Here is a 20,135-nt window from a genome sequence, read left to right as displayed (position 1 = left end):
GTGCGGGGTGCCGGTGGTGCGGGGTCCCGGGGGTGGTGCGGGTCCCGGGGGCGGTGCGGGGTCCCCGGGGGTGGTGCGCGGGGCCCGGGGCGCGCGGGCGCCCCGGTCCCCGGTGCTCAGCTTTCGGTGCGGTACATCAGGTCGACCTCGTGGGTGACGAAGCCGAGGCCCTCGTAGACGGCGAGGGCCGCCGGGTTGTCGGCGTCCACGTAGAGCATGGCGGTGGGCAGTCCGGACGCGGCCAGATGGCGCAGTCCGATCGCGGTGAGGGCCTTGCCGAGGCCGCCGCCCTGCGCGCCGGGCAGTACGCCGACCACGTAGACCTCGCCGAGCCGCTGCTCGTCGTGGACCTTGGTCCAGTGGAAGCCGACGAGCTTCCCGTCCCGCTCGGCGAGGAAGAAGCCCTTCGGGTCGAACCACGGCTGCGCGATCCGGTCGTCGAGGTCCCGCTGGTCGAGGGAGCCCTGCTCGGGGTGGTGGGCGAAGGCCGCCGCGTTCGCCGCGAGCCAGGCCGCGTCGTCGGCGCCGGGTACGAAGGTGCGTACGGTCACCCCGGCGGGCAGGGCCGGGTCGGGCAGCGGGTCCGCGTCCGGGCCCAGCGGGCGGCGCAGCTGGCGCAGCTCCCGGAAGAGGGTCAGGCCGAGGACCTGCGCGAGGTGGCGGGCGGCGGAGCGGCCGCCGTGGGCCCAGACCCGGATCCGCTTGCCGGAGGCGGCGAGCAGCGCGGAGCCCAGCGCCCGCCCGTGCCCGCGGCCGCGCAGCGAGGGGTGCACGACGAGTTCCGCGGCGGGCGCCTCCACCGGGTCGGTGTCCTCCAGTTGCGCGTACCCGGCGAGCTGGCCGCCCGCGGTGAGGAGCAGGTGCCGGATGCCGGGCCGCCGCCCGCCGCGGAGCTGGAGCCGTCCCTGCTCCGACACGGCGGTGGTGCCGTCCGTACGGGCCGCGTCCTGGATCAGCGTGAGTACGGCGACCGCCTGTTCCTCCGTCAGTTCGTCAAGGGTGTCAATCTGCCGTCCCGGCTCCTGGGCCGCTGCTGCGTCAGTCATGCGACGAGCCTACGACCGCGACCTCGCCTTGACTTGCCCTCCCGGCCGCGGCCCCGGAGGTTCCCGCCTTTTGAGGGGACGGCGGGCGGGGGGTGCGCTCGCGAAGTTTGTGCGTAACCGGCTCGCAACCCGTTACCCCCTGTCGTGCTACGCGCGTTGACCATAGGCTGCGGGGCACCTCCCATGTCCGTATCGCTGTCCAAAAGGGGACTAAATGTCAGCGACGCCACAACGGCACCGCCGAGCCCGCCGGTTGACCTTCGCCGCTCTCGCCCTCACTGCCGGGGCCGGGGCCATGGTCGCCGCCGCCCTCCCGGCCGGGGCCGCCAGTGGCGGCGGTGCCGGCGCGAGCCGGACCGTCGATGTGCAGATGCTGTCCTTCAACGACTTCCACGGCACGCTGGAGCCCCCGCAGGGCTCCTCCGGCGCGGTGAGCGAGCGTCAGGCGGACGGCAGCACCAAGTCGATACCGGCGGGCGGGGTCGAGTACCTCGCCTCCAGCCTGCGCGACGCCCGCAAGGGGCACGAGTACTCCGTCACCGCCGCGGCCGGCGACATCATCGGGGCCAGCCCGCTGCTGTCGGGGCTCTTCCACGACGAGCCGACCATCGAGGCGATGAACAAGCTCGGCCTCGACGTCACCAGCGTCGGCAACCACGAGTTCGACGAGGGCAAGACCGAGCTGCGCCGCATGGCGTACGGCGGCTGCCACCCGGTCGACGGCTGCTCCGAGTACGGCAAGACCTTCACCGGCGCCGAGTTCCAGTACCTCGCCGCGAATGTGACGGACGTGAAGACCAAGCGTCCGATGATGTCGCCCACCTTCATCTGGAAGAAGGGCGACGTGAAGATCGGTTTCATCGGCGTCACCCTGGAGGGCACCCCGGACGTCGTGACCGCCGCCGGGGTCAAGGGCCTCGCGTTCGGCGACGAGGTCGAGACGATCAACAAGTACGCCGACGAGCTGAACAAGCAGGGCGTCAAGTCGATCGTCGCGCTGATCCACGAGGGCGGCCTGCCCGCCAGCGGCGCCTACAACTACGACTGCGACAGCCCCGGCGCGGGCGCGGGCATCTCCGGCGCGATCGTGGACATCGCCAAGAACGTGAACCCGAAGGTCGACGCCCTGGTCACCGGCCACACGCACCAGGCGTACGCCTGCAACATCCCCGACCCGGCGGGCAACCCGCGCATGGTCACCTCGGCCGCTTCCTACGGCCGGGTGTTCACGGACACCACGCTGACCTACGACCGGCAGACCAAGGACATCGTCCGCACGCCGCTCGGCGCGCCCAAGCCGGTCAACAAGGTCGTCTCCCGCGACCAGCCCAAGGCCGCGGACATGAGCGAGCTGATCAAGCGCTGGAACACCCTCGCGGCGCCGATCGCGGGCCGCCCGCAGGGGTACATCTCGGCGGACATCCCCGGCCGCGGCTCCGACAAGTTCGAGAAGCCGCTCGGTGACGTGATCGCCGACGCGCAGTTGGAGGCACTGGCCCCGGCCGACAAGGGCGGCGCGCAGCTGGCCATCACGAACCCGGGCGGTATCCGGGCGGACCTGGCCTTCAAGGCCGCGGGCGCCGAGGGCGACGGGGTGGTGACGTACGGCGAGTCGTACACGGTCCAGCCCTTCACCAACATGATGAACGTGGTGGACCTGACCGGCGCGCAGCTGGTCACGGCGCTCCAGCAGCAGGTCAGCGGCACGGTGAACGGCCCGAACCCGAAGATCCTCCAGGTGTCGAAGGGCTTCACCTACACCCTCGACACGACGAAGACGGGCGCGGACCGGATCGTCGTGGACTCGGTGAAGCTGAACGGCGCGGCCATCGACCCCGCCACGACCTACCGGGTCGCGATGAACGAGTTCCTCGCGGGCGGCGGTGACGGCTTCACCGTCCTGAAGGACCACAAGAACAAGCTGGTGGGCGCGTCCGACCTGGACTGCTTCAACGCCTACCTGGCGAACCACTCGTCGGAGGCCGCCCCGCTGGCCCCGCCGGTGGCGGACCGGATCACCGTCGTCCAGTAGCGGGCGCGGAGACTCCGGAGGGGCGGTGGGCCTGATGGCCCGCCGCCCCTTTCCGTGTCTGCGGCCGTGCCGACCCTCACATCCGGTCGGAGAGCCGGTACGTACCCGTGGGTAGTAAACGCGGGCCCCGCACGCCATAATCCGGGCCACCACTGGGACGGCGAAGGGGCGGGCATGGGCATCGGCAGCGGTACGGGCGGCACCGGTACGGGCGGCGGCGCGGGCGGCGGTTCGAGTACGGGGCTGCGGCGGCGGGGGTTCCTGGCGGGGGCGGCGGCCGTGGGCGCGGGCGCCGCGCTCGGGCTCGCGACGGCGCCCGCCTCGGCCAGGGCGCTCGGCGCCCAGGACTGGATGGCCGGGGTCCCCGACGCCACCGCGCTCCAGCGGATGACGATCCCCGGCACCCACGACTCCGGTGCCCGCCAGGGCGGCCTGTACGTCGCCTGCCAGAACACCTCGATAGCCGAGCAGCTCGACTCCGGGATCCGCTTCCTCGACGTACGCTGCCGGGTCACCGGCGGGTCCTTCGCGATCCACCACGCCGCGTACTTCCAGAACCTGATGTTCGGCGACGTCCTGGTGGCCTGCTGGAACTTCCTCGCCGCGCACCCCACCGAGACCGTACTGATGCGGGTCAAGCAGGAGTATTCGCAGGAGAGCGACGCGACCTTCCGGGCCGTGTTCGACGACTACCTCGACAACCGGGGCTGGCGGCCGCTGTTCCGCATCGCCGACGCGCTGCCCGGCTCGCTCGGCCAGGCCCGCGGCGCGGTGGTCCTGCTCGCCGACAACGGCGGGCTGCCGGGCCTGCGGTACGGCGACGGCTCGGTCTTCGACATCCAGGACGACTACATGGCGGAGCCGTTCGCCAAACGCGGCGAGATCGAGGGCCAGTTCCGCCGCTCGGTGCAGCAGCCCGGCAAGCTGTTCATGAACTACACCAGCACCGCGGCCGCCCTGCCGCCCCGCTGGAACTCCGACCGGCTCAACCCGCAGGTGCAGTCCTTCGTGGACGGCGGAGAGCTGAGCGGGCGGACCGGCCTCGGGATCGTCCCCATGGACTTCCCCAACACCCGCTCCGGCCTGGTCGGTTCACTGATCCGGCACAACCCCGCCTAGGCCCTCGGCCCAGGAGGCTAAGGCACCTGCGGCGGCGGGGTCGGCGCGCCAGGGAAGCGCAGGACGGCCTGCGCGCCCGGACCGCCGTCCGGGGCGGCCCGCAGTTCGGCGGTGCCGCCCGCGCCGTGGACCGTACGGGCCACGATCGACAGGCCCAGCCCGCTGCCCGGCAGCGCCCGGGCCGAGGGGGAGCGCCAGAACCGGTCGAAGACGTGCGGGAGGTCCTCGGCGGGGATGCCGGGGCCGTGGTCCCGTACGGTCAGCTCGCCCGCGCGCAGCGCGAGGTCGACCGCGCCGCCGGGCGGGCTGAACTTGACGGCGTTGTCCAGGATGTTGACCAGGGCCCGCTCGAGGGCGGCGGCCTCGCCGCGTACGTACCAGGGCTCCAGGTCCGCCGTGAACGTCAGCTCGGGGCCGCGCAGCCGGGCCCGGGACAGGGCGTTGCCCGCGATGTCGTGCAGGGCGACGACCTGGAGCGGGCCGTGCTGTGCGGCGTCCGGCCGGGACAGTTCCTGGAGGTCGCCGATGAGCGAGGCAAGCTCGGTCATCTGGGCCTTGACCGACGCGAGGAGCTCCTTGCGGTCCTGCGGGGGGATGGCCCGGCCGGTGTCCTCGCTGCGGGCGAGCAGCTCGATGTTGGTGCGCAGCGAGGTGAGCGGCGTACGCAGTTCGTGGCCCGCGTCGGCGATCAGCTGTGCCTGCCGGTCGCGGGAGGAGGCGAGCGCGCTGGTCATCGAGTTGAAGGAGCGCGAGAGCCGGGCGATCTCGTCGTCGCCGGTGTCGGGGATGCGGACGGTGAGGTCCTCGGTGCGGGCGATGTGCTCGACGGCGCCGGTCAGTTCGTCGACGGGCCGCAGGCCGGTACGGGCCACCCACAGGCCGGCCGCGCCCGCGCCGATCACGCCGATGCCGGCGACGAGGACCAGGACCCAGGCCAGGGTGGACAGCGGCTTGTCGATGTCGGCGAGCGGCTTGGCGATGGAGACGCCGAAGGCGGGCCCGCCGGGGTTGCTCTGCATCGTGTAGACGCGCATGTCCACGCCGTCCGCGGTCGTCACGTCGTGCAGGATGGACCGGGCGCCCTCGTCGCCCGCGACCGCCTGGTCGGCCCTGGTGACCGGGAGGTTCGCCAGGCCGCTCACCCAGCACCGGGTGCCGTCGGCGAGGACGATCTGCACGGTCGCGTTCAGGTTCCCGGCGATCTGCTGCGTGGGCTGCTGAGGCCGCACGACACAGCCCTCACGGAGCGATCTGGCCACTTGTCCGCTGACGTTCGTGGACACCAGGGAGCGGTCGAGCTGGTCGCTGAGCTGGGTGCGGACCATCACCCAGGACACGGCGGCGACCGCCGCCACCGCGACGGCGACGGCGACCGAGACGAGCAGGGCCAGGCGCGAGCGCAGCGGCAGCCCGCGGAATCTGGCGGCTGGACTCATTCCGGGCCGCCGCTGTCGCCGGAGACGGCGGCGCGCAGGACGTAGCCGACCCCGCGGACGGTGTGCACGAGGCGCGGTTCGCCGCCCGCTTCCGTCTTGCGGCGCAGGTACATGACGTACACGTCCAGGGAGTTGGAGCTGGGCTCGAAGTCGAAGCCCCAGACGGCCTTGAGGATCTGCTCGCGGGTGAGGACCTGGCGCGGGTGCGCGAGGAACATCTCCAGCAGGGTGAACTCGGTGCGGGTCAGCTCCACGGCGCGCCCCGAGCGGGTCACCTCGCGGGTGGCCAGGTCCATGCGCAGGTCGCCGAAGGTCAGTACGTCCGCGGCGGCCTCCGGGGAGCCGGCCGCGGCGCCGTAGGAGCTGCGGCGCAGCAGGGCGCGGACGCGGGCGAAGAGCTCGTCCAGCTCGAAGGGCTTGACGAGGTAGTCGTCGGCGCCCGCGTCGAGGCCGGTGACCCGGTCGCCGACGGTGTCGCGGGCGGTGAGCATCAGGATCGGGGTGACGGATCCGGCGGCGCGCAGCCGCCGGGCCGCCGTGAGGCCGTCCATCCGGGGCATCTGGATGTCCAGGACGATCAGGTCCGGGGCGTAGGCGGCGGCCTTGTCGAGGGCGTCGAGGCCGTCCACGGCGGTCTCGGTGCCGTATCCCTCGAAGGCGAGACTGCGGCGCAGGGCTTCACGGACGGCCGGTTCGTCGTCCACGACGAGTACGCGCGCTTCGCCTTCGGCGGGATTCATCGGTGGGCTCCCCAGTCAAGGTTCGTCGGTCAGCGGTCAGCGGTCAGCGGTCGGCGGGCCGCGGCTTTGGGGCTCCAGCGTGCCACGGTGTCAGAAGGAGGTGCCGAAGCCGGTGCCGGTGCCGTTGTCCGCGCCGTTGTCCGTGCTGCCGCCACCGGCGCCGCCGGGGCCGCCCTTGCGCAGCGAGTCCAGGTCGGCCTTGATGGTGTTGACGGGGATGGCGAAGCCGAGGCCGACGCTGCCCGCGCCGGAGCTGTCGGTGGAGGGGGAGTAGATCGCGGAGGGCATCCCGACGATCTCGCCGTTCATGTTGACGAGCGCGCCGCCGGAGTTGCCGGGGTTGAGGGAGGCGTCCGTCTGGATGGCCTTGTACGAGGTGGTGTTCTGGCCGGTGTCGCCGTTGAACTGGCGACCGCCGTAGGAGAACGGCCAGCCGCCGCTGCCGCCCTGCTGGCGCTGGCTCTGCGGTGACTGCTGCTCGGACTTGGGGACGTTCACGTCGCGGTTCAGCGCGGAGACGATGCCGCTGGTGACGGTGCCGGTGAGGCGGTCGGGGGAGCCGATGGCGACGACCTGGTCGCCGACCCTGAGGGCGTCGGAGTTGCCGAGCTTGGCGGGCTTGAGGCCGCCGGCGCCCTGCAGCTTGATCAGGGCGAGGTCCTTGTCCGGGTCGGTGCCGAGGACCTTCGCGCGGTACTTCTTGCCGTCGCTCATCGTCACCTGGACCTCGGTGGCGCCGCTGACCACGTGGTTGTTGGTGACGATCTCCCCGTCGGCGGTGACGACGACGCCGGAGCCGGTACCGGTGCCCGCGGCGGTCTTCGTGTCGATGCGCACGACGGAGGGGCTGACCTGCTCGGCCACGCCGGAGACGGTCCCGATGGTGGACTGCGAGACGTTGGAGCCGGAGATGCCGGTGGCGCCGGCGTCACGGTGACTGAGGTACTGCTGGATCCCGGCGGAGGTGCCGCCGCCGACGATCGCCGCCGCGAGGGCGACCGCGGCGAGCAGGACGACGGGACGGCGGGGGCGGCGGGCGTGACTGGCGCCCCCGGCCATGTCCCCACCCGGACCCGGACCCGGACCCGTGCCTGTGCCCGCGCCCGTGCCCATTCCCATGCCCGCGCCCTGCGGCGGGGGCTCGTGGGCCTCGAACCAGCCGGGGGCCGGAGCTGCCGGGGGGTGGACCGGGGGCGGGGGGTACGCCCCGGCCCCGCCCCGGGCCTCCTGCGCGAGCCGGTCGTGGCCCCGCTGCCAGTCCTCGCCGAAGGGCGCGTCCTGAGCCGGGCGGTTCTCCTGCGGGTCGCCTTCGCGGCGGAAGCTCTCGGTCATGGATATGACTCTGGGCGCGGATCATGAGAGCTTCCTGAGTCCCCGCTGAGAAGCCCGACAGAACCTCGTATGCCCGATATAAGCGCCGCCCGCGACCGCTCGGACCGAGCTGGCGAAGAGCTCGGACGGAGCGCGGACGGCCCGTACGACGGCGGCTGCTCAGGCCTTCGGCGCCTGCGAGATGCGGACCATGTTGCCGGAGGGGTCGCGGAACGCGCAGTCGCGCGGGCCCCACGGCTGGTCGATGGGCTCCTGGAGCACCTCGGCGCCCGACGCGCGCACCTTCTCGAACGCCGTGCCGAGGTCGTCGGTGCGGAAGACGACCTGGGTCAGGACGCCCTTGGTGAGCAGCTCCTGGAGGGCGTCGCCGTCGGCCTGGGACCGGCCGGCGTGCGGCTGCGAGAGGACGATCTCCAGGTCGGGCTGGGCCTGGCTGCCGAGGGTGACCCAGCGGAACCCGCCCGAGGCGACGTCGTTGCGGACGTCGAGGCCGAGCGCGTCACGGTAGAAGCCGAGCGACTCGTCGACGTCGTTGACGGTGATGTGGCAGTACTGGAGTGAGATGTTCATGCGGACCACGCTAGGCGGCGGCCCCGCCACCCGCTTCTCGAATCCTGCTCCTCTCGGAAGCGGTTCTGATCGGCCGGGTCGTGGCCTTCGCCACGCACGAGGGCATCGCCGCCACCGCGGGGTGCTCCCGCGCGCGGTACGCGCTCGGGGTCTCGCCCATCAGCTCGGTGAACCGCGAGCTGAACGAACCGAGCGAGGTACAGCCGACGGTCATGCACGCGTCGGTCACACTCATGCCCGCGCGCAGCAGGTACGTGGCGCGTTCGATCCGGCGGGTCATGAGGTAGCCGTACGGGGTCTCGCCGTAGGCCGCGCGGAACTGACGGGAGAAGTGCGCGGGCGACATGAGCGCGTGGCGGGCGATGGTGGGAACGTCGAGCGGAAGGGCGTATTCCCGGTCGATCAGGTCCCGTGCCCGCCGCAGGTGCCCGAGGGCCGCGAGCTCTTGCGGGGTCATGTTCCGAGCCTAACAGCCACCCCCGACAGGGCTTCTGACCTGTGAAAACGGGTCAGCGGCAGCCGCAGGAGCGGCGGATGACCAGCGCCGACGGGAACTGCTTCAGCCGCTCGCGCCGGGAGCCCGCCACCCGCAGGGCGTCGTCCAGGACGAGGTCCACGGCCGCGCGGGCCATCGCCGGGCGGTCCGAGGCGACCGTGGTCAGCGGCGGGTCCGTCAGCCCGGCTTCCTTCACGTCGTCGAAGCCGGCCACCGCCAGCTCCCCGGGGACGTCGATCCGCAGCTCGCGGGCGGCGCGCAGGACCCCGATGGCCTGGTCGTCGGTGGCGCAGAAGATCGCCGGGGGCCGCTGGGGTCCGGCCAGGACCTCCAGGGCGACCTTGTACGCGTCGTAGCGGTTGTACGGGGCCTCGAAGAGCCGCCCCTCCACCGAGCGCCCGGACTCCCGCATGGCCCGGCGCCAGCCCTCGACGTGGTCGGCGACCGGGTCGCCGACGGAGGGGGTGTTCTCGACGCCGCCGATGCAGGCGACGTACTCGTGCCCGTGCTCCAGCAGGTGGCGGGTGGCGAGCTGGGCGCCCCCGATGTCGTCGGTGACGACGGCGACGTCGTCGATCGCCTCGGGGCGCTCGTGCAGGAGCACCACCCGGGCGTCCCAGGCCTCGATCTCGGTGGCGGCGCGCTCGCTCATGCCCTGGCTGACGAGGATCAGCCCGGACACCCGCATGCCGAGGAAGGCGCGCAGGTAGTGCACCTCGCGCTCGTCCCGGTAGTCGGAGTTGCCGACCAGGACCATCTTCCCGCGCTCGGCCGCGGCCTGTTCGACGGCGTGCGCCATCTCCGCGAAGAACGGCTGGCGCGCGTCCGGCACGATCATGCCTATGAGGTCGGTGCGCCGCGAGGCCATGGCCTGCGCGACCCGGTCCGGGCGGTAGCCCAGCTCCTTGATCGCGGCGAGGACACGCTCGCGCGTGGCCGGGGCGACCGGCCGGGGTCCGTTGTTGATGACGTAGCTCACGACCGCGGTAGAAGTTCCCGCAAGTCGTGCCACATCGTCCCGCGTCACCTTGGCCACGGGCTGGAGTCTACGCGGGGGGAACTAGGTCTGGGCAGGTCGGCCGGGCGTCCGGGTGTGCGGGGTGGTGTCGGCCATCCGGGGGATGGCCTGGGCGGCCTCGGCGACCACCCCGGCGGCGGCCTGGGTGACGGCCTGTTTGCGGGCCTCCTCGGCCGCGCGCTCGACCTTCTCGGGGGTCACGAAGCGGTAGCCGACGTTGCGGACGGTCCCGATCAGCGACTCGTGCTCGGGGCCGAGCTTGGCCCGCAGGCGCCGTACGTGGACGTCGACCGTCCGGGTGCCGCCGAAGTAGTCGTAGCCCCACACCTCCTGGAGCAGCTGGGCGCGGGTGAAGACCCGGCCCGGGTGCTGCGCGAGGTACTTGATCAGCTCGAACTCCTTGAAGGTGAGGTCGAGGACCCGGCCCTTGAGTTTGGCGGAGTACGTCGCCTCGTCGACCGACAGGTCGCCGTTGCGGATCTCCATGGGGGAGTCGTCGCAGCCGAGCTGCTGGCGGCCGGTGGCCAGCCGCAGCCGCGCCTCGACCTCGGCGGGGCCCGCGGAGTCGAGGAGTACGTCGTCGATGCCCCAGTCGGCGGTGACGGCCGCGAGGCCGCCCTCGGTGACCACGAGGATCAGCGGGCAGCCGGGCCCGGTGGAGCGGAGCAGCTGGCACAGGGAGCGGACCTGGGGCAGGTCGCGGCGGCCGTCGATGAGGATGACGTCGGCCCCCGGGGTGTCCACGAGGGCGGGGCCCTCCGCGGGCGCCACCCGGACACTGTGGAGCAGCAGTCCGAGGGCGGGCAGCACCTCGGTGGACGGCTGCAGGGCGTTGGTCAGCAGCAGCAGGGAACTCATCGCCGCCACCCCCCTGCCAGGGTCTGGCGGTCGGGCCGGTGGTGCACGGTTCGCTGGGCCATCACGTCGGTTCCTCCTCGGTCCCGTCGAGGACATGCGGCACTGCTTCGTACGTCTGGGCGGCGGCTCCGGGTCCCCGCGCCCTGAGGACCGCGTGGCCGCCACTGTTCTGCTCTTCGTTCTGCTTGTCGTCCTGCTTGTTCTCGCTCTGTTCAACGTGCTGAAAGCACAAAAGGACCCGGGGGCTACGTTGCCCGGATCCTCTTCAACGCCAGAATAGCCCACCTGTCGGCCGGGGGCCGAGGTTTCGGTGAGCCCGGATTCTGTGGTCCCCGCCACCCTCCGGGCCTGGTTGCGCCCGGTTTCACCGGATCGGTGGACCGGCGTGCGGCCGGTTGGGCGCACCCGGGGCGCGCGGAGGCACGCCGGGGTTGCGGGCGGGAGGGGCCATCATGGAGCCCGACGGTACGGAGCCGACGATAGGAGCTGCAGTGGCAACCGGAACCATCCGCTACTGGGCCGCGGCCAAGTCCGCGGCCAAGACGGCGGAGGAGGCGTACTCGGCACAGACCCTCGCCGAGGCGCTCGACGCCGTGCGGGAACGCCACCCCGGGGAGCTGACCCGGGTCCTGCAGCGCTGCTCCTTCCTGGTGGACGAGCAGCCCGTGGGACTGCGCCCGCACGCGTCCGTGCGACTGACCGAAGGCGGCACCGTAGAGGTGCTGCCGCCGTTCGCGGGCGGGTGATCCGATGACCACTCCCACGCCGGAAGAGCAGCGGCCCGAGCGGCCGCAGGATCCCTTCGCGGATCCGTACGGAACCCAGACCTGGCAGTCGGACACCTGGGACACCAGTTACCAGCCGGTCCAGCCCCAGCCCCAGCCCCCGGCCGCGGGCCAGGAGCCGGTGGAGGGCATCCCGGACCGGCCGCCGCACGAGCAGCAGCACCAGCAGCAGCCGTACGAGCAGCAGCACCACCAGCAGTACCAGCCGCAGCACGAGCAGCCGCAGCACGAGCAGCCGCAGCACGAGCAGTACCAGCAGCCGCAGCCCCCGCTCTGGGACCAGCAGCAGCACCAGCCGCAGCAGCACCAGCAGCCCGCGGCTCCCGAGGGCTGGTTCCGCGAAGAGGCCCAGCAGCCGGCGCAGCCCGTACAGCCGGTCCAGCCCGTGCGGGGCGTGCCCTGGCCGGACGGCTCCGGTGCGGCCGCGGCCGTCGAGACGGCGTACCTGCCGCCCTACCGCGAGGACGGCTACCCGCAGCAGCAGTCGTACGTCCCCGCGCCCGCGCCGGCCCCGGAGCCGGTGGCTCCCGACGGCTGGTTCCGGGAGGAGCCCCCGGTCCGGGCCCCGGAGCAGGCCCAGGCCCAGCCGCAGTACCAGGAGCAGGAGCAGGAGCAGGGGCAGTACCAGCATCAGTACCAGGCCCCGGCGCCCGCGCAGGACTGGTCCCAGGCCGGTACGGGCGCCCCCTGGCCCGCCCCGGCCGAGGCGGCGGCCGAGCGGACCGCGTACCTGCCGCCCTACCGCGAGGAGCAGGAGCCGCAGCCGCAGCCGTCCTACGGGGCCCCGGCGGCCCCGGCCCCGGCCCCGGCGGCGGACGTGGCGGAAGCCGCGGACGCCGGGACCGGCGCCGGGTACTCGAACCCGACCCTCGGCGGCAGCACCCGCGTCGTGGACCCCGGGCAGGCCCGCGCCGAGGGGCGCTCGCCGATCATCGACCCGGGTCCGCAGGCGGCGATACTGACCGCCGCGCTCGGGCTGCTGCTGGCCGGGGCCGCCGCCCTCGGGCAGTTCGCGCTGCTGGTCCCGCTCATCGCGCTCCAGGGGCTCACGGCCGCGGGCTGGTTCCGGCTCAACGGAATGTGGCCCGCCCGCCAGGGCATCGCGCTGGCTTTCGCCGGAGCCGTCGTGGCGGACGTCGCGGTGCTCGCGGTGGGCCGTCCGTACGGGCCGGGCGCGATCATCGGGACGCTGGGGGCGTGGGTGCTGCTGACCCTGATGCTCCAGCTGCGCAGCCACGCCGACCCGGACGAGCGGATGTACGGGCTGATGGCCTCGGTGGCTTCGGCGGCCCTGGCGATCGTCTGCGCCGGGTACCTGGCCGCCGGTACGGCCGCCGTCAGCGTCGGCGCGGCCGCCGTCGCGGTGGCCGTGTTCGCGCGCGCCCTGCCGCTGCCCACCGTGCCCTCCGTGGTGGTGTCGCTGGTCGCGGCGGCGGGTGCCGGCATCGTGGTCGGCGGGTTCACCCCGGTCGGGCCGGGCGGGGCGCTGCTCGGCCTGGCCGCGGGGGTGTGCGCCCTGGTCGGGCTGCGGGTGGCGGCGTACGACTACCCGTCCAAGTTCGTCCACATGACGGCCGGAGTCGCGCTGCCGCTGGCCGCCGCGGCGCCCGCGGTCTACCTCATCGGGCGGGTCGTGGGCTGACCCCGGCGGGCCGGGGTCATGGTCAACTAGAACGCACGTACCGATTAGTAGGGGGAGTGGAACGTGCGTTTCTTGCGAGTAGTCGTGATCATCGCGGTGGTCCTGGCCGGGATCCTGGCGGGTGTGGACCGGCTGGCGGTCGGCTACGCCGAGGACAAGCTGGCCGCCAAAGTGCAGTCGGGGCGGGGCCTGGCGGGGGAGACGGACGTGGACATCCACGGGTTTCCGTTCCTCACCCAGGCCCTGGACCACCGGCTCGAACAGGTCGACGTGAAGCTGCGGGGGGTCTCGGCCGCCGGGCCGGACGGGCGCAAGATCCGGATATCCGAGCTCGGCGCGCGCTTCCACGACGTGAAGCTGGACAGCGGCTACACCAGCGGCAAGGCGGCGCGCGCCGACGGTTCCGCGCTGATCACGTACGCGGACCTGACCGAGGCCTCGCAGAACGGGGTCACCGTCACCTACGGCGGGGCCCCGGGCAAGGTGAAGGTGACCGCCTCCGTCGAGGTGCTGGGCCGGACCCTGACGCGCAGCGTGGTGTCCACGATCAGCCTGGTGGACGGGACGACGGTGCGGGTGCGCGCCGACGAGGTGCCGGGTGAGGGCGTTCCCGGCGTCGAGACGCTGGTGCGCAAGCGGACGGACTTCGACCGCAACCTCGACGGCGCGCTTCCCGCCGGGCTGAAGCTGTCCAAGCTGACCTCCGACGAGGGCGGTGTGCATCTCGTGGTGGACGGCTCGGACGTGGCGTTGGCCGGATAGTGAGACAAGAAGGTCCGATCCGCAGGCGGATCGGGCCTTCCGGCCTGTTCCGAGGGGGTTCCGGGGCCCCTCGGAGGGGGTGTGGGGAGGACCCTATCCCAATATTCGGACGATCCTGTCTCGACATATGACACGGCGGTGACAGGGCGGCCGATTCGTCCCTACGATCCATGGCTATGAAGCATCAGCAGGCGGACCTCACGAAGCGACGGGCAGTAGACCTGTGTCGCGTCGCCGCCATGCTCTGTCGCCCTTTCTGAGCGACCCGCTCCCATCCGGCCGGACGACGGCCTTCCGTGCGTGACCGCACGCGCCGCCAGCCCCTCGCCTTCCCGCACGGGACGTCCGAGCGCACCCGGACCCCGCCCGAGCCGCCCCGCGGCCGGGCCGACGCAGCGCCACAGCAGCAGCCCGCAGCACCCGCACCGCCCCGCCGCACACTGCCCGGAGGAGAACACCATGAGCCGCAGCGACGTCCTTGTAGACGCCGACTGGGTCGAGGCCCACCTGAACGACGACGACGTCGTCGTCGTCGAGGTGGACGAGGACACGTCCGCCTACGACAAGAACCACATCACGAACGCCGTCCGCATCGACTGGAAGAGCGACCTCCAGGACCCGGTGCGCCGCGACTTCGTGGACCAGGAGGGCTTCGAGAAGCTCCTCTCGGCCAAGGGCATCGCCAACGGTGACACGGTCGTCCTCTACGGCGGCAACAACAACTGGTTCGCGTCCTACGCCTACTGGTACTTCAAGCTCTACGGCCACCAGGACGTCCGCCTGCTCGACGGCGGCCGCAAGAAGTGGGAGCTCGACTCCCGCGACCTGGTCGACGGCGCCGACGTCCCGCAGCGTCCGGCCACCGCGTACAAGGCCAAGGCCCAGGACACCTCGATCCGCGCCTTCCGTGACGACGCCGTCGCCGCGATCGGCACGAAGAACCTCGTCGACGTCCGCTCGCCCGACGAGTTCAGCGGCAAGCTGCTCGCCCCGGCGCACCTCCCGCAGGAGCAGTCGCAGCGTCCGGGCCACATCCCGAGCGCCCGCAACATCCCGTGGTCGAAGAACGCCAACGACGACGGCACCTTCAAGTCCGACGAGGAACTGACGGCCCTGTACCAGGCCGAGCAGGTCGACCTGGCGAAGGACACCATCGCGTACTGCCGCATCGGTGAGCGTTCCGCGCTCACCTGGTTCGTGCTGCACGAGCTGCTCGGCCAGACGAACGTCAAGAACTATGACGGCTCGTGGACCGAGTACGGCTCGCTGGTCGGCGTGCCGATCGAGCTCGGCGCCAACAAGTAACCACCCGTACGACCTGTACGCGCGTACTACCTCTCTAGGACAGGACAGAGAACATGTGTGGAGCACAGATCGGCGGGCCCTCCCTCGACACGCTCAAGCCGGGCGAGACGGCCATTCAGGGCCAGATCACCCAGGGCGGCGAGCCGGTGTCCGGCTACGTCCGTCTGCTGGACTCGACCGGTGAGTTCACGGCCGAGGTCCCGACCTCGGCGACCGGGCAGTTCCGCTTCTACGCCGCCGAAGGCACCTGGACCCTGCGGGCGCTGGTCCCGGGCGCCAAGGCGGACCGTACCGTCGTGGTCGCCGACTCCGGCGGCGTGACGGACGTGGCCATCGCGGTCTGAGTCCGTACGGCACGTACCGATGAACCGGCCGAAGGGCCGCACCCCCGGGGGTTGGACGCCACTGGAACGGGGTGCGGTCCTTCGCGCCGTCCCCGTCCGGTCCTATGTCCCCGTCCGGTCCTATCCTTGAGACATGTACGCCCGGCGTCGACGCGTGTACTTCCTGCTCATGGGCGGATGCCTGTTCCTCTTCGTGTCCGCCTGGTCCTTCGTGCGCCTGTGGTCGGTGCCCGCGGCGGTGGCCATGTGCGTGGTCGCCATGCTCATCCCGCCGGTGGCGGCGATGACGGCGAACCGGCGCGGCCCGGACGACCGCTGGTGGGACGACCCCTCGGGGGACGCGAAGTCCGACGAGTGGTGGGACGAACTGGACGGCAAGCGGCAGCGCCGTGAGGACCCGCGTGAGGACCCGCCGGGTGGATGAGCCGGGCGGTCGACCGGTTCCCGCGACCCAACCGTAATAACAGTGCGTGCAACTCCACCCCTGAGGTAGAAGTCCTCCCTGTGCACAGGTAACGCAACCTGTGGCCATAGTCCTGTGGGGGGACGCTCTCTTGGAACACGCACAGACCATCCCCGAGCTGAGGAAAGAGGGCGAGAACGCCCCGGATCCGGACAGCTCGGAATTTCTGGCCGCAAACGCCCCGGACGCTACGCTCAGTGACCCGGGCCCGCGCCGTCGGCGCCGCGGCCGTACGACGCTCCTGATCGCGGCCGCGGCCGTGCTCGGCGTCATCGCCGGAGCGGCCACCGGCTACGGGGTCCAGTACCACCGCCCGCCGTCGCCCCTGGCCCCGCTGGCCCAGCAGGAGCTGGCGACCCCGAAGCCGGTCACGGCGGACGACTCCACGACGTACCGGTCGGTCAACGCGAACCGCTGGGACACGACGGACGACGATCTGACGAAGCTGCTGCTGGAGGCGCCGAAGGGCGCTAAGGAGGTCTCCCGGCAGTACGAGTCCGTCGGCGAATGGGCGGCCTCCTGGTTCGACGACCCCGGCCGCGGCTTCTCCGCGGTCAACGACGACGGCGTCCGCCGGGTCGCGGTCGGCCACTGGTACGCGGGTGACCGGACCACCGTCACGATCACCTTGCTGCAGTTCCGCGACCGCCCGGGCGCGGAGAGCTTCGCGCGGGGGCAGTCCGGCTACATGCCGGACCCGAAGGAGGGGGCGGGCAACCAGGGCGTGCCGCTCGCGGACGGCCTCAAGGGCACCGGGCGCGCCTGGGTGTACTCCCAGCCCCACCAGAAGGACGGGTACATGCCCCTCTACGAGGCCCGGTCGATCGCCCGGGTGGGCGACATCGTCATGTACCTCGAGTACCTCGACAACACCGGTTCGATCTCCGAGAAGGACATCGCCGACCTCGCCAAGCGACAGGTGGAGCAGCTGTGACCGCGCCGCAGACCCCGGCCCCGGGACCGGCCCTCTCCGAGATCTCGCTGGACGTGCCCGAGGGGGACGGCGTGCCGTCCGCCGCCTCCCCGAACGAGCTGCTCGCCACCGCCAAGCCTCCGCGCGCGGTCAACCGCAAGGCCGCGGCCGCCATCGGCGCCGTCCTGGCCCTCGCGGTCGTCGGGAGCTTCGGCGTGTGGGCGAAGGGCTGGATCGCCGACGCGGACCGCACCACCCCCACCGTGTACTGGCAGGCCGTGGAACCGGCCCCGGCCACCGCTTCGCCCACCCGGCCCGTGGTGTCGCTGGGCGCCCTCGGCGACCGGATGCTGCCGGTGCCCGAGGGCTACCTGCCCGGCCCCGACCTGGACGGGCACAGCGACTTCTTCACCGTGCCGGGCGCCAAGGCCGCCCAGCTGATGAAGGAGAACAACCGCAACCTGCCCGCGTCCCGGCGCGCGGAGAGCGACAAGCTGGTCGACCAGCTCAAGCTCAAGGGCCAGGCGGGCCGCAGCCTGCGCAGCGGCAACGGGGACCGGGTGGTCGAGATCCAGATCACCCAGGCGGACCCGCAGGCGGTCGAGCAGCTCGGTGACTTCACCAAGAAGCTGGTCGAGTTCCTCGGTGACGACCGCAAGGCGCCCAAGGTCGAGGGGTACCCCGAGGCCAAGTGCGCGCTGCGGGCAGTCGGCGAGGAAGAGAAGAACGACAAGGGAGACAAGAGGAACCCCCTGGAGTCGGTCGTCTGCGTCGCGTCCCAGGGCGACTTCCTGATCAGTTTCCACGCCTACGGCGTCCCGCCGTTCAACGCCGACGAAGAGGTCAAGCTGTTCCGCAAGCAGCTCGACCGCGTGAAGTCCCCCGGGGAGTCCGTGTGACCGACAAGACCGCCACCGAGACCCTCCCGGCCCCCGAAGCGCCATCGGGAGGGACCGCTGTTCCGACCGCGCCCGAGCCCGCGCCCGAGCCCGCGCCCGAGCCCGCGCCCGAGGCCGCTCCGCCGTCTTCGCCGGACACCGCGTCGGCGGCCGAACCCGCGAACCCGTTCGCCGCGCCGGACCTCTCGGGGACCCAGGCGCCCCCGACCGCTCCCCGGGACCACCGCGTGCTGTTCGCCGCCCTGCGCTGGACCGCCGCCACGCTGGTCTTCGCGATCGCCGCCGTGCTGACGGCGTACGTCGTGATCAGGCCCGAGCGCACCGACGTCCCGGGCCTGGCAACCAAGGACGACGGCCGCTGGGCCTACCCCGCGCTCGCGAAGCCGGTGCTGCCCGCGGGCGCCCCGCTGCCCTTCGCCCCGGACAACACCGAAGGCACGCACTACGCGGCGTTGAGCCAGCTCCTGCTGCCCGCCCCGGCGGGCTCCGAGCCCGACGGGAGCCTGGGCGCGGACAAGGACGGCATGGTCTCCCAGGACCGGTTCCTGGCGGAGTACTCGGAGAAGTTCCGTGAGCGGCTGCGCACCGGTCTGCGGGAGGACGCCGGGCTGCGCCAGATCGCGGGCCGCGGCTGGAGCATGCCCGACGGCACCATGACCCACGTCTACCTGCTGCGCTTCCACTCGGCGGGCTTCACGGGCACCTTCGAAGGCTGCAAGGCCGACGTGGCGCTGGGCGGCGCGGACTCCTTCGACCTGGACTCCGCCTGGACCACGGCGCAGTACGGCCAGTCCACGCAGGGCCGGATGGAACACGCCATCGTCACCACCTTCGCCGAGGAGAAGCCCTACGGTCCGCAGCAGACCAAGATCGGCTGCGTCCAGTCCGGCGACGTCCTCGGCGTCGTCCTCCAGACCCGCGGGGGCGCCGTCTCCGACGTCCCCTTCCACCAGACGGTGATCCTCCAGGACCAGCTCCTGGAGTAGTGCGCGCCCGGCGGCCCGGGCCGGTACGGCCTACCTCGCAGAGTGGGCCGGGGCCCGGGCCAGTAGGCTTGGGCCCCGGCCCGTACCGCCCACCGAACCCCTCCGAGGAGCACCCCGTGCTTGAGGCAATCTTCACCTCCCTGCTGGTCCTGGTCTGCGTCGGCGTTCTCGCCTTCAGTGGTCTGGCCGTGAAGAAGCTGTACCAGGGCCAGCGCTGACCGCTCGGTCCGCTCGGTCCCAGCCCGGTCCGGCCCGGCACCCGGAACCCCTCCTCCCACAGATCGCCTGAGCAGCCTCATGATCCAGATCCCGTCCGACCTGAACCCGGACCTCCTGCCCATCGCCTTCCTCCTCGGTACTTGGGAGGGCGCGGGCGTCTTCGACTACCCCGGTGAAGAGAAGTGCAACTTCGGCCAGGAGGTCGTCTTCAGCCACGACGGCCGGGACTTCCTGGAGTACACCTCGCACACCTGGATCCTCGACGCCGACGGCAAGAAGGTCCGCCCGCTGGAGTCCGAGTCGGGCTACTGGCGCATCGACAAGCAGCGCAAGGTCGAGGTCGTCATGGTCCGCGACCAGGGCGTCGTGGAGATCTGGTACGGCGACCTCGCCAACCAGAAGCCCCAGATCGACCTGATCACCGACGCGGTGGCGCGTACCGCGGCCGCCCGCCCGCACAGCGGCGGCAAGCGGCTCTACGGCTACGTCAAGGGCGACCTGATGTGGGTCGGCGAGAAGACCACCCCCGACGTCCAGCTGCGCCCGTACATGTCGGCCCAGCTCAAGAAGGTCGTCACGCCCGAGGAGGTCGCCGAGATGGCGCGCAACCTCCCGGACATGCCGGACGACGGCATCGCCTTCTTCCGCTGAGCCCGTACGGGAACCGCTACGCACCGTGAAAGGGGATCGCGCACCCGCCGCGATCCCCTTTTCCGCGCCTACACTGGGCCCGTGGTGAGCACCGACTGGAAGACCGACCTGCGGCAGCGCGGATACCGCCTGACCCCGCAGCGCCAGCTCGTGCTGGAAGCGGTGGACGCCCTCGAACACGCGACCCCCGACGAGCTGCTCGTACAGGTCCGCAAGACCGCCTCCGGAGTCAACATCTCCACCGTCTACCGGACCCTGGAGCTGCTGGAGGAGCTGGGCCTGGTCTCGCACGCCCACCTCGGGCACGGCGCCCCGACCTATCACCTCGCCGACCGGCACCACCACATCCACCTGGTGTGCCGGGACTGCACCGAGGTCATCGAGGCCGATGTGGACGTCGCCGCCGAGTTCACCGCGAAGCTGCGCGCCGACTTCGGCTTCGAGACCGACATGAAGCACTTCGCGATCTTCGGGCGCTGCCGCGACTGCGCCGCCAAGGCCGCGTCCGCACAGTCGTAG

General features: G+C 72.1%; 22 protein-coding genes. 14 read left to right on the top strand and 8 right to left on the bottom strand.

The features are described 5' to 3' along the window. Nucleotides 1–116 precede the first annotated feature (116 nt). Nucleotides 117–1,046 (bottom strand): mycothiol synthase, encoded by a 930-nt coding sequence (gene mshD, locus QMF80_RS25330; RefSeq protein ID WP_283457027.1) that lies wholly within the window; start codon nucleotides 1,044–1,046, stop codon nucleotides 117–119. Between the two features lie 214 nt (nucleotides 1,047–1,260). Here mshD and QMF80_RS25325 point away from each other — a divergent pair, with 214 nt between their 5' ends. Continuing rightward, complete coding sequence (locus QMF80_RS25325) at nucleotides 1,261–3,078, top strand: bifunctional metallophosphatase/5'-nucleotidase (RefSeq protein ID WP_283457025.1); 1,818 nt, start codon at nucleotides 1,261–1,263, stop codon at nucleotides 3,076–3,078. 174 nt (nucleotides 3,079–3,252) lie between these two features. Further along, the gene (locus QMF80_RS25320; protein ID WP_283457023.1) at nucleotides 3,253–4,197 is read left to right on the top strand and encodes a phosphatidylinositol-specific phospholipase C; all 945 of its coding nucleotides are present in this window, start codon (nucleotides 3,253–3,255) and stop codon (nucleotides 4,195–4,197) included. A 17-nt stretch (nucleotides 4,198–4,214) separates the two neighbouring features. Here the strand turns inward: QMF80_RS25320 and QMF80_RS25315 are convergent, their stop codons facing one another. The 7 genes from QMF80_RS25315 to QMF80_RS25285 form a co-directional block, all read right to left on the bottom strand. Further along, the gene (locus QMF80_RS25315) at nucleotides 4,215–5,633 is read right to left on the bottom strand and encodes a sensor histidine kinase (protein WP_283457021.1); all 1,419 of its coding nucleotides are present in this window, start codon (nucleotides 5,631–5,633) and stop codon (nucleotides 4,215–4,217) included. After that, the gene (locus QMF80_RS25310; protein WP_283457018.1) at nucleotides 5,630–6,373 is read right to left on the bottom strand and encodes a response regulator transcription factor; all 744 of its coding nucleotides are present in this window, start codon (nucleotides 6,371–6,373) and stop codon (nucleotides 5,630–5,632) included. Before QMF80_RS25310 ends, QMF80_RS25315 begins: the two co-directional genes overlap by 4 nt. A gap of 90 nt (nucleotides 6,374–6,463) precedes the next feature. Next, the gene (locus QMF80_RS25305) at nucleotides 6,464–7,705 is read right to left on the bottom strand and encodes a S1C family serine protease (protein ID WP_283457016.1); all 1,242 of its coding nucleotides are present in this window, start codon (nucleotides 7,703–7,705) and stop codon (nucleotides 6,464–6,466) included. 159 nt (nucleotides 7,706–7,864) lie between these two features. Next, a complete protein-coding gene (locus QMF80_RS25300) occupies nucleotides 7,865–8,275 on the bottom strand; it encodes a VOC family protein (protein WP_283457013.1) in 411 nt (136 codons plus the stop codon). Between the two features lie 10 nt (nucleotides 8,276–8,285). Next, a complete protein-coding gene (locus QMF80_RS25295; RefSeq protein WP_283457011.1) occupies nucleotides 8,286–8,732 on the bottom strand; it encodes a helix-turn-helix transcriptional regulator in 447 nt (148 codons plus the stop codon). Between the two features lie 52 nt (nucleotides 8,733–8,784). Beyond that, nucleotides 8,785–9,807, bottom strand: a complete 1,023-nt coding sequence (locus QMF80_RS25290; protein ID WP_283457010.1) for a LacI family DNA-binding transcriptional regulator — start codon at nucleotides 9,805–9,807, stop codon at nucleotides 8,785–8,787. A gap of 24 nt (nucleotides 9,808–9,831) precedes the next feature. Further along, nucleotides 9,832–10,647 carry a response regulator transcription factor gene (locus QMF80_RS25285; RefSeq protein ID WP_283457007.1) on the bottom strand — a complete coding sequence of 272 codons (816 nt, stop codon included), beginning with the start codon at nucleotides 10,645–10,647 and terminating at the stop codon, nucleotides 9,832–9,834. Between the two features lie 491 nt (nucleotides 10,648–11,138). Between QMF80_RS25285 and QMF80_RS25280 the strand changes: the two genes are divergently transcribed. The 12 genes from QMF80_RS25280 (at nucleotide 11,139) to QMF80_RS25230 (ending at nucleotide 20,135) form a co-directional block, all read left to right on the top strand. Further along, on the top strand, nucleotides 11,139–11,393 hold the full coding sequence (locus QMF80_RS25280) for a MoaD/ThiS family protein (protein ID WP_283457005.1): 255 nt from the start codon (nucleotides 11,139–11,141) through the stop codon (nucleotides 11,391–11,393). 4 nt (nucleotides 11,394–11,397) lie between these two features. Beyond that, nucleotides 11,398–13,074, top strand: coding sequence for a hypothetical protein (locus QMF80_RS25275; protein ID WP_283457003.1), 1,677 nt, complete (start codon nucleotides 11,398–11,400; stop codon nucleotides 13,072–13,074). Nucleotides 13,075–13,137: 63 nt separating this feature from the next. Then, nucleotides 13,138–13,836 (top strand): LmeA family phospholipid-binding protein, encoded by a 699-nt coding sequence (locus QMF80_RS25270; RefSeq protein WP_283457001.1) that lies wholly within the window; start codon nucleotides 13,138–13,140, stop codon nucleotides 13,834–13,836. Nucleotides 13,837–14,006: 170 nt separating this feature from the next. Next, nucleotides 14,007–14,096 (top strand): Ms5788A family Cys-rich leader peptide, encoded by a 90-nt coding sequence (locus QMF80_RS38375; RefSeq protein WP_356413286.1) that lies wholly within the window; start codon nucleotides 14,007–14,009, stop codon nucleotides 14,094–14,096. A gap of 199 nt (nucleotides 14,097–14,295) precedes the next feature. Then, entirely contained in the window at nucleotides 14,296–15,141 is an 846-nt protein-coding gene (locus QMF80_RS25265) for a sulfurtransferase (RefSeq protein ID WP_283457000.1), read from the top strand. A gap of 53 nt (nucleotides 15,142–15,194) precedes the next feature. Continuing rightward, nucleotides 15,195–15,485: a DUF1416 domain-containing protein gene (locus QMF80_RS25260; RefSeq protein WP_283456997.1), complete on the top strand. Its 291-nt coding sequence runs from the start codon at nucleotides 15,195–15,197 to the stop codon at nucleotides 15,483–15,485. A 133-nt stretch (nucleotides 15,486–15,618) separates the two neighbouring features. Continuing rightward, nucleotides 15,619–15,909 (top strand): DUF3099 domain-containing protein, encoded by a 291-nt coding sequence (locus QMF80_RS25255; RefSeq protein WP_283456995.1) that lies wholly within the window; start codon nucleotides 15,619–15,621, stop codon nucleotides 15,907–15,909. Nucleotides 15,910–16,039: 130 nt separating this feature from the next. Continuing rightward, a complete protein-coding gene (locus QMF80_RS25250) occupies nucleotides 16,040–16,882 on the top strand; it encodes a hypothetical protein (RefSeq protein WP_283456993.1) in 843 nt (280 codons plus the stop codon). After that, complete coding sequence (locus QMF80_RS25245) at nucleotides 16,879–17,760, top strand: hypothetical protein (protein WP_283456991.1); 882 nt, start codon at nucleotides 16,879–16,881, stop codon at nucleotides 17,758–17,760. The genes QMF80_RS25250 and QMF80_RS25245 overlap by 4 nt, the downstream gene beginning before the upstream one ends. Further along, nucleotides 17,757–18,746 (top strand): hypothetical protein, encoded by a 990-nt coding sequence (locus QMF80_RS25240; protein WP_283456989.1) that lies wholly within the window; start codon nucleotides 17,757–17,759, stop codon nucleotides 18,744–18,746. Before QMF80_RS25245 ends, QMF80_RS25240 begins: the two co-directional genes overlap by 4 nt. Nucleotides 18,747–19,043: 297 nt before the next feature. Next, nucleotides 19,044–19,616 (top strand): heme-binding beta-barrel domain-containing protein, encoded by a 573-nt coding sequence (locus tag QMF80_RS25235; protein WP_283456987.1) that lies wholly within the window; start codon nucleotides 19,044–19,046, stop codon nucleotides 19,614–19,616. Nucleotides 19,617–19,697: 81 nt separating this feature from the next. Continuing rightward, nucleotides 19,698–20,135: a Fur family transcriptional regulator gene (locus QMF80_RS25230; RefSeq protein WP_283456986.1), complete on the top strand. Its 438-nt coding sequence runs from the start codon at nucleotides 19,698–19,700 to the stop codon at nucleotides 20,133–20,135.

This window comes from Streptomyces sp. G-G2, assembly GCF_030063135.1.
In the GTDB taxonomy this organism is placed as follows: Bacteria; Actinomycetota; Actinomycetes; order Streptomycetales; family Streptomycetaceae; genus Streptomyces.
This window is presented reverse-complemented; position numbering and strand designations above follow the sequence as displayed.

Bases quoted from the DNA above. Each gene is read 5' to 3' on its own strand.
- QMF80_RS25295 (WP_283457011.1), bottom strand. From the start codon at position 8,732: ATGACCCCGCAAGAGCTCGCGGCCCTCGGGCACCTGCGGCGGGCACGG.
- QMF80_RS25325 (WP_283457025.1), top strand. From the start codon at position 1,261: ATGTCAGCGACGCCACAACGGCACCGCCGAGCCCGCCGGTTGACCTTC.
- QMF80_RS25285 (WP_283457007.1), bottom strand. From the start codon at position 10,647: ATGAGTTCCCTGCTGCTGCTGACCAACGCCCTGCAGCCGTCCACCGAG.
- QMF80_RS25300 (WP_283457013.1), bottom strand. From the start codon at position 8,275: ATGAACATCTCACTCCAGTACTGCCACATCACCGTCAACGACGTCGAC.
- QMF80_RS25320 (WP_283457023.1), top strand. From the start codon at position 3,253: ATGGGCATCGGCAGCGGTACGGGCGGCACCGGTACGGGCGGCGGCGCG.
- QMF80_RS25305 (WP_283457016.1), bottom strand. From the start codon at position 7,705: ATGACCGAGAGCTTCCGCCGCGAAGGCGACCCGCAGGAGAACCGCCCG.
- QMF80_RS25315 (WP_283457021.1), bottom strand. From the start codon at position 5,633: ATGAGTCCAGCCGCCAGATTCCGCGGGCTGCCGCTGCGCTCGCGCCTG.
- QMF80_RS25265 (WP_283457000.1), top strand. From the start codon at position 14,296: ATGAGCCGCAGCGACGTCCTTGTAGACGCCGACTGGGTCGAGGCCCAC.
- QMF80_RS25255 (WP_283456995.1), top strand. From the start codon at position 15,619: ATGTACGCCCGGCGTCGACGCGTGTACTTCCTGCTCATGGGCGGATGC.
- QMF80_RS25310 (WP_283457018.1), bottom strand. From the start codon at position 6,373: ATGAATCCCGCCGAAGGCGAAGCGCGCGTACTCGTCGTGGACGACGAA.
- QMF80_RS25260 (WP_283456997.1), top strand. From the start codon at position 15,195: ATGTGTGGAGCACAGATCGGCGGGCCCTCCCTCGACACGCTCAAGCCG.
- mshD (WP_283457027.1), bottom strand. From the start codon at position 1,046: ATGACTGACGCAGCAGCGGCCCAGGAGCCGGGACGGCAGATTGACACC.
- QMF80_RS25275 (WP_283457003.1), top strand. From the start codon at position 11,398: ATGACCACTCCCACGCCGGAAGAGCAGCGGCCCGAGCGGCCGCAGGAT.
- QMF80_RS25235 (WP_283456987.1), top strand. From the start codon at position 19,044: ATGATCCAGATCCCGTCCGACCTGAACCCGGACCTCCTGCCCATCGCC.
- QMF80_RS38375 (WP_356413286.1), top strand. From the start codon at position 14,007: ATGGCTATGAAGCATCAGCAGGCGGACCTCACGAAGCGACGGGCAGTA.